This is a genomic window from Bartonella sp. AA168HLJHH, from assembly GCF_042197365.1.
GTDB lineage: Bacteria > Pseudomonadota > Alphaproteobacteria > Rhizobiales > Rhizobiaceae > Bartonella.
On record NZ_JBHIRS010000004.1, the window covers coordinates 117236 to 133737 of the forward strand.

The 16502-nt window shown below is 36.7% G+C and carries 16 protein-coding genes and 1 pseudogene; 12 read left to right on the forward strand and 5 right to left on the reverse strand.

From position 1 onward, the window contains the following. Window positions 1-19: 19 nt before the first annotated feature. From ACFINM_RS04325 to ACFINM_RS04340, 4 genes and pseudogenes are all read right to left on the reverse strand, one after another. Window positions 20-835 carry an exodeoxyribonuclease III gene (locus ACFINM_RS04325; RefSeq protein WP_375621032.1) on the reverse strand — a complete coding sequence of 272 codons (816 nt, stop codon included), beginning with the start codon at window positions 833-835 and terminating at the stop codon, window positions 20-22. 33 nt (window positions 836-868) lie between these two features. Then, the gene (locus ACFINM_RS04330) at window positions 869-1477 is read right to left on the reverse strand and encodes an outer membrane lipoprotein carrier protein LolA (RefSeq protein ID WP_375621033.1); all 609 of its coding nucleotides are present in this window, start codon (window positions 1475-1477) and stop codon (window positions 869-871) included. 121 nt (window positions 1478-1598) lie between these two features. Continuing rightward, window positions 1599-1859 (reverse strand): annotated as a pseudogene (locus ACFINM_RS04335) (DNA translocase FtsK); the annotation flags it as partial. Window positions 1860-2581: 722 nt separating this feature from the next. Beyond that, window positions 2582-5023: a DNA translocase FtsK 4TM domain-containing protein gene (locus ACFINM_RS04340; RefSeq protein ID WP_375640648.1), complete on the reverse strand. Its 2442-nt coding sequence runs from the start codon at window positions 5021-5023 to the stop codon at window positions 2582-2584. A gap of 742 nt (window positions 5024-5765) precedes the next feature. On the opposite strand from ACFINM_RS04340, the gene ACFINM_RS04345 reads away from it, so the two are divergent. Then, complete coding sequence (locus ACFINM_RS04345; RefSeq protein ID WP_375640652.1) at window positions 5766-7043, forward strand: ubiquinone biosynthesis hydroxylase; 1278 nt, start codon at window positions 5766-5768, stop codon at window positions 7041-7043. A gap of 1576 nt (window positions 7044-8619) precedes the next feature. On the opposite strand, the gene ACFINM_RS04350 is transcribed toward ACFINM_RS04345, so the two are convergent. Continuing rightward, window positions 8620-8907 (reverse strand): H-NS family nucleoid-associated regulatory protein, encoded by a 288-nt coding sequence (locus tag ACFINM_RS04350; protein ID WP_015857007.1) that lies wholly within the window; start codon window positions 8905-8907, stop codon window positions 8620-8622. A gap of 128 nt (window positions 8908-9035) precedes the next feature. Between ACFINM_RS04350 and ACFINM_RS04355 the strand changes: the two genes are divergently transcribed. The 11 genes from ACFINM_RS04355 to ACFINM_RS04405 all read left to right on the forward strand — a co-directional run bounded on the left by ACFINM_RS04355 (window position 9036) and on the right by ACFINM_RS04405 (window position 16252). Next, a complete protein-coding gene (locus ACFINM_RS04355) occupies window positions 9036-9650 on the forward strand; it encodes a hypothetical protein (RefSeq protein ID WP_375640656.1) in 615 nt (204 codons plus the stop codon). Continuing rightward, window positions 9650-10279 (forward strand): TrwN protein, encoded by a 630-nt coding sequence (locus tag ACFINM_RS04360; protein ID WP_375640661.1) that lies wholly within the window; start codon window positions 9650-9652, stop codon window positions 10277-10279. The genes ACFINM_RS04355 and ACFINM_RS04360 overlap by 1 nt, the downstream gene beginning before the upstream one ends. 117 nt (window positions 10280-10396) lie before the next feature. After that, entirely contained in the window at window positions 10397-10696 is a 300-nt protein-coding gene (gene korA / locus ACFINM_RS04365; protein ID WP_015857010.1) for a KorA family transcriptional regulator, read from the forward strand. Further along, window positions 10659-10982 (forward strand): VirB2 family type IV secretion system major pilin TrwL, encoded by a 324-nt coding sequence (trwL, locus tag ACFINM_RS04370; protein ID WP_375640664.1) that lies wholly within the window; start codon window positions 10659-10661, stop codon window positions 10980-10982. Before korA ends, trwL (ACFINM_RS04370) begins: the two co-directional genes overlap by 38 nt. A gap of 82 nt (window positions 10983-11064) precedes the next feature. Beyond that, the gene (gene trwL, locus ACFINM_RS04375; RefSeq protein ID WP_375640669.1) at window positions 11065-11391 is read left to right on the forward strand and encodes a VirB2 family type IV secretion system major pilin TrwL; all 327 of its coding nucleotides are present in this window, start codon (window positions 11065-11067) and stop codon (window positions 11389-11391) included. A 53-nt stretch (window positions 11392-11444) separates the two neighbouring features. Continuing rightward, window positions 11445-11765 carry a VirB2 family type IV secretion system major pilin TrwL gene (gene trwL / locus ACFINM_RS04380; RefSeq protein ID WP_375640673.1) on the forward strand — a complete coding sequence of 107 codons (321 nt, stop codon included), beginning with the start codon at window positions 11445-11447 and terminating at the stop codon, window positions 11763-11765. Window positions 11766-11821: 56 nt separating this feature from the next. Beyond that, window positions 11822-12142 (forward strand): VirB2 family type IV secretion system major pilin TrwL, encoded by a 321-nt coding sequence (gene trwL, locus ACFINM_RS04385; RefSeq protein ID WP_375640677.1) that lies wholly within the window; start codon window positions 11822-11824, stop codon window positions 12140-12142. Window positions 12143-12381: 239 nt separating this feature from the next. Further along, a complete protein-coding gene (locus ACFINM_RS04390) occupies window positions 12382-12693 on the forward strand; it encodes a conjugal transfer protein (protein WP_375640681.1) in 312 nt (103 codons plus the stop codon). A 12-nt stretch (window positions 12694-12705) separates the two neighbouring features. Next, the gene (locus ACFINM_RS04395) at window positions 12706-13014 is read left to right on the forward strand and encodes a type IV secretion system protein VirB3 (RefSeq protein ID WP_375606609.1); all 309 of its coding nucleotides are present in this window, start codon (window positions 12706-12708) and stop codon (window positions 13012-13014) included. A gap of 2 nt (window positions 13015-13016) precedes the next feature. After that, complete coding sequence (locus ACFINM_RS04400; protein ID WP_375640688.1) at window positions 13017-15488, forward strand: VirB4 family type IV secretion/conjugal transfer ATPase; 2472 nt, start codon at window positions 13017-13019, stop codon at window positions 15486-15488. Further along, window positions 15485-16252, forward strand: a complete 768-nt coding sequence (locus ACFINM_RS04405) for a type IV secretion system protein (RefSeq protein WP_375617807.1) — start codon at window positions 15485-15487, stop codon at window positions 16250-16252. The genes ACFINM_RS04400 and ACFINM_RS04405 overlap by 4 nt, the downstream gene beginning before the upstream one ends. The last annotated feature ends 250 nt before the right edge of the window (window positions 16253-16502 follow it).

Here is a 16502-nt window from a genome sequence, read left to right on the forward strand (position 1 = left end):
ACTTTATTTACCTCTTATTTCAAACTTGACGTGAAAAATCAAATACAGTTTGCACAGGAATATGATCTGAAGGACGTTCCCATCCGCGCGCATCACGAAAAATCGAAAGATCTACAACAAAAGGGGCTAAATCTTGAGAAGACCAAACATGGTCAAGCCGCCGCCCATAATCGGTAAATGCCCAATCGCGAGCACGATAACTCCACCATGTGTAAAGCTTGGTAGGAACAGGAATATGCAACCGCATCAGATCAACCCATCCACCTTGACAACACAAATCCTGTAAACGCTCGGTTTCAATGGGAGTATGGCTTACAACCTTCAACAATTGCTGATGAGACCAAACATCCTCTGCCAAAGGAGCAATATTTAAATCTCCCACCAAAAGAGAAGAAAGACCATCGCCTTGATCCGCACGAATGGAGGACATTCCTTCTAAAAAATCAAGCTTATGACGAAACTTTTCATTCACATCAGCATCAGGGATATCTCCCCCAGCAGGAACATAAAAATTATGAATCCGCAAGCTTCTCCCATGGGCTTCCACAATAACTGAGATATAACGGCAATCTTGGTTTTGACAAAAAAAACGTTTTTCTACCTTTTTAAAAGGCAAACGAGAAACAATAGCCACCCCGTTATAAGATTTTTGTCCACTCAATGCGATATGCTTATAACCCGCTGCTTCAAAAGCCTCCACTGGAAATAAAGCATCTGGACATTTTGTTTCCTGTAGACACAAAACATCTGTGGAAAAGAGTTCCAAATACTGAAAAACCTGTGCAAGACGCAAACGAATAGAATTAATATTCCAAGTCGCAATACGAAAGAACATTTGTTTTAATCCCAATGACGTAACACTCTTTCTTCATTTCTTCGAAGGAAGTGCAAACATCCCATTAGCGAACCGGACGTCTGTCCGCACATTCATAATCTGCACAGTAGTTTCCAAATTTTGTTGGTCAACAATTGTCCACTGTCGCAAAGCAGAGCCTTTAGAATCAAAAACCATCCTTATTTGCCCTGCCCCAATCGTTTTATCACGCAGAACAATCGTTACAGCCCCTGGATCTTCGCGAAATGCGAACAAGCGCCCAGAAGATACATCAATTTTATCATCCAACAAAAATTTCATTGGCGTTTGCGAAAGTTGTGAAAAGTTCCAAGTATTCAAAGCCCGATTGTTAATACCCACAAATTGGCCATCTGAAATAATCTGTAAAGGCATTTTTTTGTAAATGAAACGAATTTTCCCTGGGCGCTCTAAATAAAATGTCCCCTGAGACATTTTTCCCTTTGGACTAAACTGAATAAAATCACCTGTCATTGTTTTGATTGCCGCAAAGTGATTCACAACATTTTGCGCCTTTATCACTTTATTAGATGCTTGCGAAAAAACAGGAAAAGTTAAACACCAAAAGACAATAATTCCCACCAACCCAAAGACTCTTCTTTGCAGTAAAAAAGACGTTTTCATAAAAAATGCTCCCAAGCAATACTTAATTGACTTTATAATTCATAACTTAAGTGATCAACGACGAATAAATACCCTTCTTTATAAGATAAAGATATTGTTTGAAAAAAATATCAAAAGATTTTTAAAAGTATTCTTCTTCGACAGTCTCCAAAACTTTTCGCTTACCTATATCATTAGCTGGACTAATGGTGCCTTCTTCTTCCATCCTTTCGATCAATGTGGCGGCACGATTATAACCAATGCCTAAACAACATTGAATATAAGAAGTTGAAGCCTTACGATCACGAAGCATAATAGCAACAGCTTGACAATAGGAATCATCTGCTAAAGAAAAAGCTAAAGAAACATCCTTTTTTATTTCTTGCGGTATCGTTTCCAAATAACCAGTCTGCGTTTAAGTTTCCGAAATCATCAAATTTTCCTGCTTTTCTGCTGATTTTCTAAACGCATAATATATTCTTTCCCACCCCTAATCTATGAAGCAACATAAATTATAGTCAAGACATAATGGATTAAGGACTAAACATATTACTCGCGAACCTGAAAGCTCTTTTAAGTGTCAAAAATGCTTTTTTGACTTCCTTCCCACCCAAAAGAATAAAAATCTTCATCCGAACCACTCTGTAAACAGTTTGGAGTTTAGCAAATTTCACTTAGCTTCCCACCCCATATAATTCATTTATATTAAGACTCGACAGATCAGCCTTGCCCTAAATATTTAGAGCGCACTTAAAAAGACACTTAAATACCAAACCTTACATGCTTTTACCCCCTCTACACTCGCAATGACATTATTTTATACCAAGATATTGATTTATAACAATTTATCTTTTTAACTTAAATCATAACGCCAAATACAATAAGATTCTCTCATCACATACTCTCTCATATTAAATCAATTCAAATCATTTGCTTGCACATTACAAGCAAGGTTGGTGTATGGATAAAAGTTATATAAGATAAAGAATCCCCTTATAAGGAGTCTTAAGTACCAAGGAGCTATCGCAAATTGAGAGCTGGTATATGAAAATGCAGACTTTCTACGATACAATAGGATAAACACTTATTTTATAAGGTATTATAAAAAACAACTATAAAGATTTTTCAAAAGCGCTCTTCTTCAGCAGGCACTAAAATTTCTCGTTTCCCTGCGTGATTTGCTGGACTAATAATACCTTCTTCTTCCATCCTCTCAATCAATGTCGCAGCGCGGTTATAACCAATGCCTAAACGGCGTTGAATATAAGAGGTTGAAGCCTTACGATCACGAAGCACAATAGCAACAGCTTGACTATAGGGATCATCTTCTGAAGGAGAAGACAAAGAAACATCAGCACCATCCTCTTCAACTTCTTGCGTAATTGTTTCTAAATAATCAGGTCGTGCTTGCTCTTTGAGATGCGCAACAACCTGCTCCACTTCATCATCCGCAACAAAAGGCCCATGCACACGCTGAATACGTCCTCCTCCCATCATAAAGAGCATATCTCCTTGTCCCAATAATTGCTCGGCCCCCTGTTCGCCTAAAATTGTTCGGCTATCAATTTTTGAACTCACAGAAAAAGAAATACGTGTAGGAAAATTGGCTTTGATCGTCCCAGTAATAACATCGACGGAAGGACGCTGTGTCGCCATAATTACATGGATACCGGCAGCACGTGCCATTTGTGCTAAACGTTGAACCGCTCCTTCAATATCTTTACCAGCAACCATCATCAAATCAGCCATTTCATCAATAATGACAACAATATAGGGCATAGGACTAAAATCAAGTGTTTCCGTTTCATAAAGAGGCTCACCAGTCTCACGATCAAATCCAACTTGAATTGTCCGCACCATTGTCTCTCCCTGACTTGCAGCTTCCCTAAGACGTGCATTAAACCCATCAATATTACGAACGCCTAGTTTTGACATTTTACTATAGCGCTCTTCCATTTCACGAACAGCCCACTTTAAAGCAATCACGGCTTTTTTAGGATCCGTCACCACGGGTGTTAATAAATGGGGAATGCCATCGTAAACCGAAAGCTCAAGCATTTTCGGGTCCACCATAATGAGACGACATTGTTCAGGTGTCATACGATAAAGCAATGATAAAATCATTGTATTGATAGCAACAGACTTTCCCGATCCTGTTGTACCAGCAACCAAAAGATGGGGCATTTTTGCTAAATCTGCAACAACAGCTTCCCCCCCGATTGTCTTACCCAAAGCAAGTCCTAGCTTGGCTTTGCTGTCAATAAATTCTTGCGCCTGCAACATTTCTCGTAAATAAACCATCTCACGCTTTGCATTAGGCAGTTCTATTCCAATAACATTACGTCCTGGAACCACCGCAACACGCGCCGAAATCGCACGCATCGAGCGTGCAATATCATCTGCCAAACCAATGATACGGGAAGACTTAATGCCTGCAGCCGGTTCAAATTCATACAAAGTTACCACCGGTCCAGGACAAGCATCTATAATTTTTCCTTTGACCCCAAAATCTAACAAAACCCCTTCAAGCTCCTGAGAATTTGCTCTTAAAACAGCAGGAGAAAGTTTTGCATCCTTAACAGACGGTGGTGGAACCGAAAGATAATCTACAAGAGGAAGAACAAAACCACCCTTTGAAGAAGCTGTTAAAAACTTTCGATTTTTAACAGGAGAAACATAGGCTTTATTTTGATTTTCCTCACACTTTACTTTTTCACCTAAAAAAGTTGGCTCAATCCGATCAAATGGCTTTCCTTGCCCTTTACTCTGAAAACGCCTTTTGAAACAGAATAAACGAAAAAAACGCGCTTGTAAAAAATAAAAAAGATGCAAAAGAGCGCCACAAGTTGTCGCAAAAAAACCATGATTTTCACGATCCTCCTCTGCGGCATATTCCGTATCTTCTTCCAACTCAAAGACTGGATTAATGATTTCGTCTTTTGGAATGCTTTTTTCTTTTCTTTTCTTTGTTCGACGCCGCCATATCACATTACCAGCAAAAGCAGCGGTGAAAAAACCTAAAAGAATAAAAACAACACTGAAAAACACCGTGTAAGGAGGAGAAAGAAAAAGAGGAAAGACTGAAGAAGCAACACTTAAAACTTTATCTCCTAAAACCCCTCCCAATCCCATTGGCAATGGCCAATAAGTAAAAGAAGCAACAGGTGACATAAGGGCAAAAGCAATTAAAAAACAAATCGTTGATAGCACCCATAAAAAAAAGCGCAAAGTCAAATTGTAGATATTCTTTTGCGCCAACAAGAGAAAAGACCAAAATAACGGTGGCAACAAAACAGAAAGACTGGCCAAGCCAAAAAACTGCATAATAAAATCTGAAAAAATTGCCCCCATCCACCCCATAAGGTTTGTAACCTCATTTGTACTTGCATGGGTTAAAGATGGGTCCGCAACATTCCACGTCGCCAAAGCAAACACACAAAAAATAATAAAGCCCAAAAGCCCGAGCCCAATAAATACTCCTATCTGACGTAAAAACATCTCAATAAGACGCGAACCTTGAGAATTTCGCACTTCTAATGAATCATAAGGAGAAGAACCTCGGTGCATCTATCAATTCCAAATACAAAACTTTCATATTTTAAAGAGTTATAACTCCCTCTCTCTCTTAAAAAAGCATGAAGCTTAAACTCTGTGCCGATTTGTAAACAAATCGCCTGTAAACAATCTGACTTCTTATCTAGCGTGTTCTACCTCTAACCACTTTATATCATTCATATACCCACCACCCTAAGAGACAATCCTTCATAAGGCGCACAAAAAGCTCTCCCTGAATATTTATCACACGATCAACCAAAAAACACCTCATGTGTAAAGTGTTACATGGGTGCTATAAGCACCTTCCTAAACAAATAATATTTTTTACGCTACACCATGATAACGGCAAAATATGAATACTGTTTTAACCATCACGAATGACCACAATTTTTATCTATTTTTATCTATCATACTAACGAAATAGCCCCCTTCAGGACAAGCATACTGAAGTAACTCACACAACTTAAAAAATACACGACCATCTTTGTTTATTTTTAGTTTTCTTTTTTATCAACCAAGTGTAAAAAGAATTGAAGAAGATATTAAAAAAAGCTTATCCGATAAATCTGTAAGATGAATCACATAAATGATTAAGCAGAAAAACTCTGAAAAACCAATCTGTCATCAGATTGGCGCTAAAAAGAAACCTCGTTTTTGTAAAGCAGAGAGAAAAGTAAAGGTTAAGATATTTTAGGCAATGTAAAAAGATATTCTTTTTAAAAGAAAGCAAACTATAAACAATGGAAGAAGTATTGTGTGTTCTAATCGCAATAAAAACGTACAACCCAATAAAAAAATTAAATCTCATAAAACTAAACAATGTGATCTGCTCATTGCAGGGGGGGCAGCTGTCGGTTTAACCCTAGCGATAGCACTCAAGCAAACAGCCCCTAATCTGAAAATAAAAATCGTTGATGCTGCGCCACAAGGAGATACCCCTGCTTCTAACATACGAACCATTGCCCTTGCTGCTGCTTCTATTCGTATGTTAAAACAATTACAATGTTGGGAACCTATAAAACTCTATGCGCAACCCATTCATTCAATGATCATCACAGATACAAGCACAAATGATCCTGTCAAACCCACTCTTTTAACCTTTGAAGGCGACATTAACCCGGGTGAACCCTTTGCTGCTATGGTAGAGCATAGAGAACTCATCAACACTTTAAAAAAACGTGTCAAAGGTCTCAATATCCCTGTTATTACAAACACCCGTGTCATTGATTTTCATCAAGAAGATCAACATACAACCGTCACTTTAAATAATGAAGAGGTTTGGCAAACAAAATTGCTTATTGCAGCTGACGGAGCCCATTCGAAATTACGCCAAAAAGCTGGTCTGAAAAATTTTTCTCATCCCTATAAACAAACAGCAATCATCTGCACAGTTGAACATGAAAAACCCCATAATGGTCAAGCAATTCAACATTTTTTACCTGCTGGCCCTTTCGCTCTTCTCCCTCTCAAAGGCAACCGATCCGCTATTGTGTGGAATGAAGATCATAGAACTGCGCAATATTATCTCAAAGCTGATGCACTTATTTTTGAAACAGAACTCGAAAGACGCATTGGCCATCGATTAGGTAAACTCTCTTGGGATGGCGAACGTCAAGCTTTTCCTTTGAGCCTTTCTTTAACACGTCAATGCATTAAACCACGTTTTGCTCTTGTTGGCGATGCCGCCCATACCATCCACCCCATTGCAGGACAAGGACTCAATTTAGGATTACGCGATAGCGCTGCGCTGGCTGAAGTGATTATTGAAACAGCACGACTAGGTCTTGATATTGGCTCCCTCATAGCTTTAGAGCGCTATCAAAGCTGGAGACGTTTTGAAATTGTCCGTATGGCTTTAAGCAATGATTGGCTTAATAAACTCTTTTCTAATGATAACCTTCTTTTACGGATGCTCCGCGATACCGGCCTTGGAATCATTAATCAAGCACCAAAAATAAAAAAATACTTCATTCAAGAAGCTGCCGGACTCACTCCAAATGCCCCACGTCTTCTACACGGCTTCCCACTTTAAACAAAAATTCATACTATTTTATAACCTTTGCCTCCCTCCTTCAAAGAACAAAAAATTCCTATCTCATCTAATCTGTTTGCAAACCGGATTCCTGTCGAGTAATTTTCTCTTGCCTTCCTCCCCCCATATTTCACTCCACATAAGACTCGACAAGCAAGCTACATTTTAAGAATACTCACCATACACTGAAAAAAACATTTAATGTCTCAAAGAGGTTGCCTTATATCACCACACCTTTAAAGGAGCCATTTCACAGCATAATAAAATAAACAAGACATTTTAGCACACAACACTTTTCTTTATAAATAATAAATTCATTATTCTCATACTGAGTGAGAAATCTAAAGATCATAAAATACCCTTATTTCAAATCTCTCTCATGTTGAAGCAATCAAAATCATTCGCTTGCACATCACAAGCGAAAGTGTCGTATAAATAAAACAATTAAACAAAGCGACAAAAGCCTCCCTCTCTCAAGAACTAAGGACTTTAGCAATATTGGAGGCGAGTAAAGTATATAATGGCACCGGCTTATACTTTTTATTGAAGTAAAAATGGTGGTGTACAATGGATTTTATATGCTCATAGAGACTTTTACGTTATACTATTCACGAGAAGCGCTATAAAATAAGCTTAGTTGCATTGAAAAATTTTTCTTTTAAAAAAGCGCGTAAATTGGAAACATAAATGTATTCCGTTTGGGGCATTCTGCTTCTCAGACAAACTCTTTAACTTATTGTGGAATACCACACGACTTTAGAAAAAATATTCCAATATATAACAAAGTATTCCGTACTCTATACCATCACACACAATTGTAAAACCGCATATCATCCCCCTATTTCACACCATAAAAGAAGATAAACTGCAATAGAAATAATCCAATCCTTTTATTTTCAAATACGCTCTTTATTCATTATTCATAAACGCTCATAAATGAATTTTAATCACAAACGCTCAGAAATATGTCATAAATTCTATAAAACCCATAACAGCCATAGAAATTTTCCATTTTTCTACATACTCACTCATCTCAACTAAACGAACGATAAATAAAGTAAATGCCTCATATATAATCTCACAGAAAAAAGACCAAACAAAATCTATAACATCAGGCTTGTTCTACAGAACAGTATTTCAAAAATATAAGTATGCTAATTTATTAACATATTAATTGATAAAATTATCATTTTACATATTGAGTTAAAATCCCTATGCAATAAATTATTCTCATTTCGACCATTTTTGTAAATAATCAATAAAACTATTTATTTACATAAACTAAAAAGAGCAACGTTAATGAAACGATAAAAAGAAGTAAAATATCCCCCCTCTCTCTCATGCCAAAAGCAATTACAATATTCCAATCTGGCATCATCATTATGCTTGCCAGATTATAACAACAAGACCTTTTGCATTTAAATAAACTTTTTCACGCTCCCTATCATTGTATTTGGTAACTCAATACTTTAATATATTCGTTCAGTGTGTTTATACTATCAAATTACCCAAAAGAGCATACTTCTTGCATTTACATTCCTTAGTATTCCCTTATCTTGTAAATATCGCACACGTGTTACGTTACTTCGAGTTCATCAAGTGTATACCCATTCTCCAACCACTCTTTAATCCACTTAGGTCTACGTCCACGCCCATTCCATAATTCCCATTGGTTATTGGGATTTCTGTAATGGCGCTCTTTGCTCACAAGATCAGCGATATCAATTCCATGGGCATTAGCAATTTCAAGAATTTTTCGTCGCGCATTTTGCTTTTCCTTTGCTTGCCGTTTTTTTAATTCCACATCGATTTGTGTACGCATCTCTTGTAGTTCATCAAAATTCATATTTTTGAGATCATTCACCTTAATTACTCCCCTTGCAAAAAAGAATTTCTTTTTGCCATATTTTAAACACAATTATAGACAATTTCTGTCCATTTATTATCGAAATTAAAATTACGATACATATATCACTTTGACGGAGATGTGCTTTGAACCACAAAGAGCTGTTTATTGGTATATCAATTACCACCACTGCATCTTTTTTCAGTTCAATTGCTGGAACTACTAAATGCAGTGCTCAAGCGCCATCACACCTCTCTGACTCTTATGAATCAGTAGTCAAAAGTAAATATAAATCGTCACTCTATAAGTTATGGCAATACGCAACAAAGAACAAGCCCTCTCTGTATAATGATAGTGTAGTTCATTATGACAAGAAAACCTCCCCTCATACACAACGGCTTTTTACTTCGTATAAATTTTTTTTGAAAAGATTTTTGCAACTAGAGAATTATATAAAACAAGCAGCTTCAATACAGTATCAAAGATTATTATTTTTTAAAAGCAGCGCCTTTCTTCGTGATTCCAATAATATTGGTTGGCGTAATGTGCTCTATTTTATTCCACACTTTTATCTTGTTGGTTGGGTATTCGCATATATTAGAAATATTCTTAGAAGAGAACAAAGCAATAATCACAAAGAATATTCTAAGCTAAACAATCTCATTCTGCAAATTTATAAAATCAAAAAACAACGAGAAAATGTACTACAAAGAATTAGCATTTGTATTAATAAAATTCTTCATAATAAGGTGTATTGCTAATGATTGTTCCAGATTTCACATTTTTTGCTGCTGCATACATATCCAATACGCCTCCCATAACATTTTCAGTTATCGCCGAACAAGAAGCGCGGGACAATGTCTATGTAACAGATGATAAAGATAACTTCTTCTATCAATCATCTCAGTTTAAGGAAACAATCGCAACAGCTAAACAGAGTGAACATAATTTTAACATAATTTTAGGGCAAATTGATGTTGGGAATGTGAAATTGTTTTCTCTTTTTGATGCGTTTGATTTTTGCAGAAATATTACAGCTGTACAAAGCGCTTTAACTTACTGCTATGAACAAACAACATCAAAGTGCATCTTTGAAAAAGCGACTTTGCAGTCTGTGCTGAATTTTTACAATACAGAAAACTCAAACCACGCCCGTATGCAAAAAATTACTTCATATATTGGAGTAAAAGCTGCTGTACGAGGAAATGAGGGCTTGCAGGAGCCTATAAAGCTTAAAAAAGAAGAACCAGAACAGACAACTAAAGTAGATTCTCTTCCTCTCTCTTCAAAAGGAGAAGAAGATGCATTTACACATAAAGAAAGTAGCGTCCACGATGCTTTTTCAGCTGAAGATTTTTCTTCATCGAGAAGATCACTGAGTGATGACTGATATTTTCACGAAAATCCAGAATTTTGATAGGATATTATAATGAAAGGTAGATAAGAAAATGTTAAAGCTCTAATTAGTAAGATTGAACAAAATCTATTCTAATTGAGGGCAACGATAATGAAAATGATAGAACAAAACAGCGTTGATATAGCATTTAGTCAAAAAGCAGCACGTGAGATTACAGTCGTGATGCTTTCAGAAAGGGAATGGTATTTTACGTTTATTTCCGATGATCCAATCACCGGAAAGCCAAATAAATATACGTTACTTACACAAAGAGGAAAACTAAGAACTTGGGCTGATCCAAAATATCTTTTTAAGTTTCTTCATGAAAGAGGGGTCATTTGTGGGAGTTTTAATCTTAATCAGGATAAAGAACATGAAACAATTAAATATTCTTCACACAACAGCTCGTAATAAAATTGCTGCATTTTCTGCAGCTTTAACTGTGTTTTTTATGGGTAATTCAGCTCATGCACAAGCCCAAGCAGTAACTTTAAAAAATGCGGAGACAGCTCTAAAGGGGTTACAAGGCGATATTGAAAAAATTATACCTATTGCTGCTGCTATTATACTATTATGCTTAGCAATTGGTTATGCAGGACGCTACATCGGAAAAGACACATTTATACGGTGGGCAATCGGGATCGTTATCGCAGGTTCAGCAGCCCAACTTGTTACACTGCTATTTAAAACAACATAATAATGGCATTAATTATAAATTATAAAATACAATATGTTTGTTCATATAAAAATATTATCTAGATTTTAATTAAGAGTGAAATATGCAAAAATTAATTAGTATTCAATCGAAAAATAACAACAAAATCATCGCATTTTCTGCTGCTATGATTGCGTTCTTTATAAATAGTTCTGCTCATGCACAAGCCAAACCATCGGTTTTAACAAATGCATCGGACGCTCTAACAGCTTTACAGACAGATTTAAAAGTGATTATCCCTATCGCTGCTGCTGTTATACTTTTATGCTTAGCAATTGGTTACGCAGGCCGCTACATAGAAAAGGATACATTTGTACGCTGGGCAATTGGCGTTGTCGTCGCTGGCTCAGCAACCCAACTTGTTACTCTACTATTTAAAACAACAAACTAATAGCATTAATTATAAATACAATATGTTATTTAGAACTTTAATAAGAGTGAGATATGAAAAAATTAATTAATCTAAAACCGAAAAGTAACAACCAAATCATCGCATTTTCTGCAGCTATAACTGCGTTTTTTATGGATAGTTCTGCTTACGCCGCCAGCGCAAGCGTTTTAAAAAATGCAGAGACAGCTCTAACAGGCTTACAGACAGATTTAAAAGTGATTATCCCTATCGCTGCTGCCGTTATACTGTTGTGCTTAGCAATTGGTTATGCAGGACGCTACATCGGAAAAGACACATTTGTACGGTGGGCAATCGGTGTTGTCATCGCAGGTTCTGCAACCCAACTTGTTACTCTGCTATTTAAAACAACATAATAATGGTATCAATTATAAATACAATATGTTATCTAGAACTTTAATAAGAGTGAGATATGAAAAAATTAATTAATCTCAAACTGAAAAGTAACAACAAAATCATCGCATTTTCTGCAGCTATAACTGCGTTCTTTGTGAATAATTCTGCTTACGCCGCCAAAGCGAGCACTTTAACAAATGCAGAGAGCGCTTTAGAAGGTTTACAGGGCGATATTCAAAAAATTATACCTATTGCTGCTGCTATTATACTATTATGCTTAGCAATTGGTTATGCAGGACGCTACATCGGAAAAGACACATTTGTACGATGGGCAATCGGGGTCGTTATCGCAGGTTCAGCAACCCAACTTGTTACACTGCTATTTACAACACCATAATAATGGCATCAATTACAAATAATACAATACGATACGTTTATACGATAGGCAATCAGTATTATTATCGTGCCCTCTACAACCAAACTTACTGCAATATTATTGAAAGGTAATTCATGAATCAGTATAACACGTAATGTTTTTAATATCCATCGATTATAGGTGTGTACTAGTAATAATGTAGCCATACTGAAAAAAGGGATATTATTTATAGCAACTTTAATTAAAAGGGGATAAAGAATATGAAACAATCAAATACGTTTCAAGCGAAGACGTGCAACAGGATTAATGTTATTATCATCACTTCAATGATGTTGTTAATAATGCAATCTGCATATGCTCAGACGGAAACAGAGAGCTTGGATGCCTTCATAGGAATGCAATATGGATTAAGTGTACTTATTCCTATCGTTGCCCTCATTATTCTTTTATTACTTTTGCTTATTTATATATTTCGCATCATCGCAAGAGCTACATTTATACGATGGGCCTTCAGCGTCATTATTGCTGGTGCAGCCTTTTATATTAGCCACATATTATTTTACCTCTACTGACAAGAGCACCCCATGAAATCACAAGAACAAAAAGAATTCCCCCTATTCAAAGGAGCAACACGTGTTCCAACGATATGGGGTGTCCCCATGATGCCATTTATCGTTATGGTTATGGGGGTCGCTGTTATTGCTATGACAGTAAGTATCTTTTTGTGGATTATGGCACCTCCGTTATGGTTCATTATGGTGCAAATTACTAAAAACGATGATAAGGCGTTTCGTATCTGGTGGTTATGGATCGATACTAAATTTCGCAATCGCAACAAAGGTTTTTGGGGCGCATCAAGTTATAGTCCCTCTGATTATAGTAAAAGGAGATAAACATGACAGCTGTTGAAAGCAGCAAACGCCTTGCATCAGAGGCACCTGTAAGCCTGTTTCTGCCTTATTCACATCATATCACAGATACGATTATTTCTACTAAAAATGCGGAATATTTGTCAATTTGGAAAATTGACGGGCGTTCACATCAAAGCTCTTCAGAAGAAGATATTTTTCAATGGGTAAAAGAGCTTAACAATACTCTACGGGGTATTGCATCGGCCAATTTATCATTTTGGACGCATATTGTGCGCCGCCGTGTTTATGAATATCCTGATTCAACATTTGATCAAATGTTTTGCTATCAGCTTGATGAAAAATATCGACAAAGCTTTACTGGTTATAATTTGATGGTCAATGATTTATATCTGACTGTCATTTTTCAACCGATAGCGGATAAAATTATGTCGTTCTTTTCTAAGCATGAACGTGAAACGCTTGATCAAAAAAAGATGCGACAAGACACATGTATCAAAGAACTCAATGACATCAATCGTACTTTAGGCCAATCTTTAAACCGTTACGGTGCAGAACTTCTTGGTGCTTATGAAAAAAATGGGCATGTTTATTCTTCTGCACTTGAATTCCTTGGAATGCTTGTCAATGGTGAATATCGCCCTATGCCAATTTGCCATGACCGTTTTGCTGACTATATGTCTGTCAATCGACCTTTTTTCTCAAAATGGGGCGCTCTTGGTGAACTGCGAACAACCAGTGGAATGCGTCGATTTGGAATGCTGGAAATTAAAGAATATGATGCAACAACCAAACCAGGACAATTAAATGTTTTGTTGGAAAGTGACTTCGAGTTCGTATTGACGCAAAGCTTTTCAGTTCTCTCCCGACATGCTGCTAAAGATTATTTACAACGGCATCAGCGTAATCTTATTGATGCACGAGATGTGGCAACGAGCCAAATTGAACAAATTGACGAAGCACTAAACCAGCTTATCAGTGGGCATTTTGTCATGGGAGAACATCACTGCACATTGACGATCTATGGTGATACAATTCAACAAGTTCGCGACCATATGGCCAAAGCAAGTGCAGCATTACTAGACGTTGCGGTACTGCCCAAACCTGTAGACTTAGCAATAGAGGCTGGCTATTGGGCACAACTTCCTGGCAATTGGAAATGGAGACCGCGTCCTGCTCCGATTACATCATTGAATTTTTTATCATTTTCATCTTTTCATAATTTTATGTCAGGAAAACCCACTGGTAACCCATGGGGTCCAGCCGTCACAATTCTTAAAACAACCAGTAAAACACCGCTTTATTTCAACTTTCATGCCTCCAAACTTGAAGAAGACTCGACAGATAAACGTTTACTTGGTAATACCGCGCTTATCGGACAATCTGGTTCGGGTAAAACCGTGTTACTCGGCTTTTTGTTAGCACAAGCACAAAAATTTAAGCCGACAACTGTTGTTTTTGATAAAGATCGTGGCATGGAAATTGCCATTCGAGCGATGGGTGGAAAATATTTAACATTCAAGCCAGGCAGAAAAAGTGGTTTCAATCCTTTCCAACTCCCACCAACACAAGAAAATCTGATTTTTTTGAAACAATTTGTTAAAAAATTGGCAGAAGCTGGTGGTGAGGTCACGCATCACGACGAAGAAGAAATTAACAAAGCAGTTATGTCTGTTATGAGTGCTAACATTGACCGATCACTCCGTCGTTTGTCCTTTCTAGTACAATTTTTACCAAATCCACGTTTAAGTGATTATAATGCTCAGCCATCTGTTCATGCTCGCTTACTAAAATGGTGTGAAGGTGGTGATTATGGGTGGTTGTTTGATAATCCCCATGATGCTCTTGATCTCTCAACACATCAAATTTACGGCTTTGATATCACGGAATTCTTAGATAATTTTGAAACTCGCACTCCAGTGATGATGTATTTGCTTTACCGCACAGAAGGCATGATTAGCGGACAGCGATTTATGTATATCTTTGACGAGTTTTGGAAGCCTTTGCAAGATCCGTACTTTGAAGATTTAGCGAAAAATAAACAAAAGACTATCCGTAAACAAAATGGTATTTTTGTTTATGCAACACAAGAGCCTAGCGATGCCTTGGAAAGTAATATTGCCAAAACACTCATTCAACAGTGTGCAACTTACATTTTTCTAGCCAATCCCAAAGCAAATTATGAAGATTATACAAAAGGCTTTAAACTAACAGATGCCGAATTTGAACTCGTTAAAGGACTTGGTGAGTTTAGTCGCCAATTCCTCATTAAGCAAGGTGATCAATCTGCGCTTGCAGAACTGAATCTTGGTAAATTCCACCTGACACGCGATGGAAAAACCATCGAACACGACTTTAGTGACGAGCTCTTGGTGTTATCAGGAACGCCTGATAACGCAGAGTTAGCCGAAAGCATTATCGCAGAAGTTGGTGATGATCCAGCAATATGGTTGCCAATTTTCTTACAGCACGCAAAAAATGACAGGAGGGAAACATGAAAAAAAAGGTCATTTCAATAGTAGTTGTAATAACTTTAGGGATTTCAAACCCAGCGATGGCTTGGGTTTGGGGTGCTGGGGCGGCGGATTTGGGAGCATCAGTTCCAACGACGTGGCCCAATTTTTTTGGAAAGTCATCTTCAAATAGATCAAAGCCTAAAAAAACTCCACAGCAAAAGAAAGCGCCACCTGATGCCCAACTTCTCGATATGCTAAAAAAACAACTTGAGGAAACAAAAAAGATACACGAATCTATAACGGGAAGCCAAAAATTCGACACTAAAAAGCTTAAAAATGTACAAACAGATCACAGTAGCTTTTTTCTCAAAAATCCAGAGAATCTCTACAATAGAAATAAAACTTCTGCTCTATCTACATCACTTGAAAATATTTTAAAAGAAGAAGAAATTCCTGTCACTATCCATGAATCTAGCAGTTTTATCAACAAGCGCATCCAATATGCAGCCATCACTGATAAAGCCGTAAGTTTAAAAACTTTTCAAGAAGCAAACAATCGTTTTCAGCAAATTGAAGAACTATTAAAAGAAATCACGACAACAAAAGATCTAAAAAGTATTGCCGAGTTACAAGCACATATAATTGGAATGCTTGCTATGCTACAAAATGAAACAGCAAAACTACAAATGGTTACACATTTACGCAATGCTGAACATACACTTATCAAACAACAGAAAGATAAGCATAACATAAAAATTTTGAATAGTAAAAACACGAAAATGCCTACCATAAGATTTATTAGGTAAAGCTTTTATAATAACATTTTGTATATTATTTCCCTGTATGCTCGTAAAAAGAAAAAGTTAATGCGTAATACTCAATTTTCTCTCATAGATCAAAAAGGTCTACGAAGTTTAATTTTATCCTTAAAAAGTTCAACGAAAAATGCTTAAAAATCATATAAAAAGTTGAAAATTCTTTAAAGAGGAATTCCATGGACTTTACAGTGTTCACGCAACTTTTCAATAAAATTGATCAGATAACAAAAACATATGT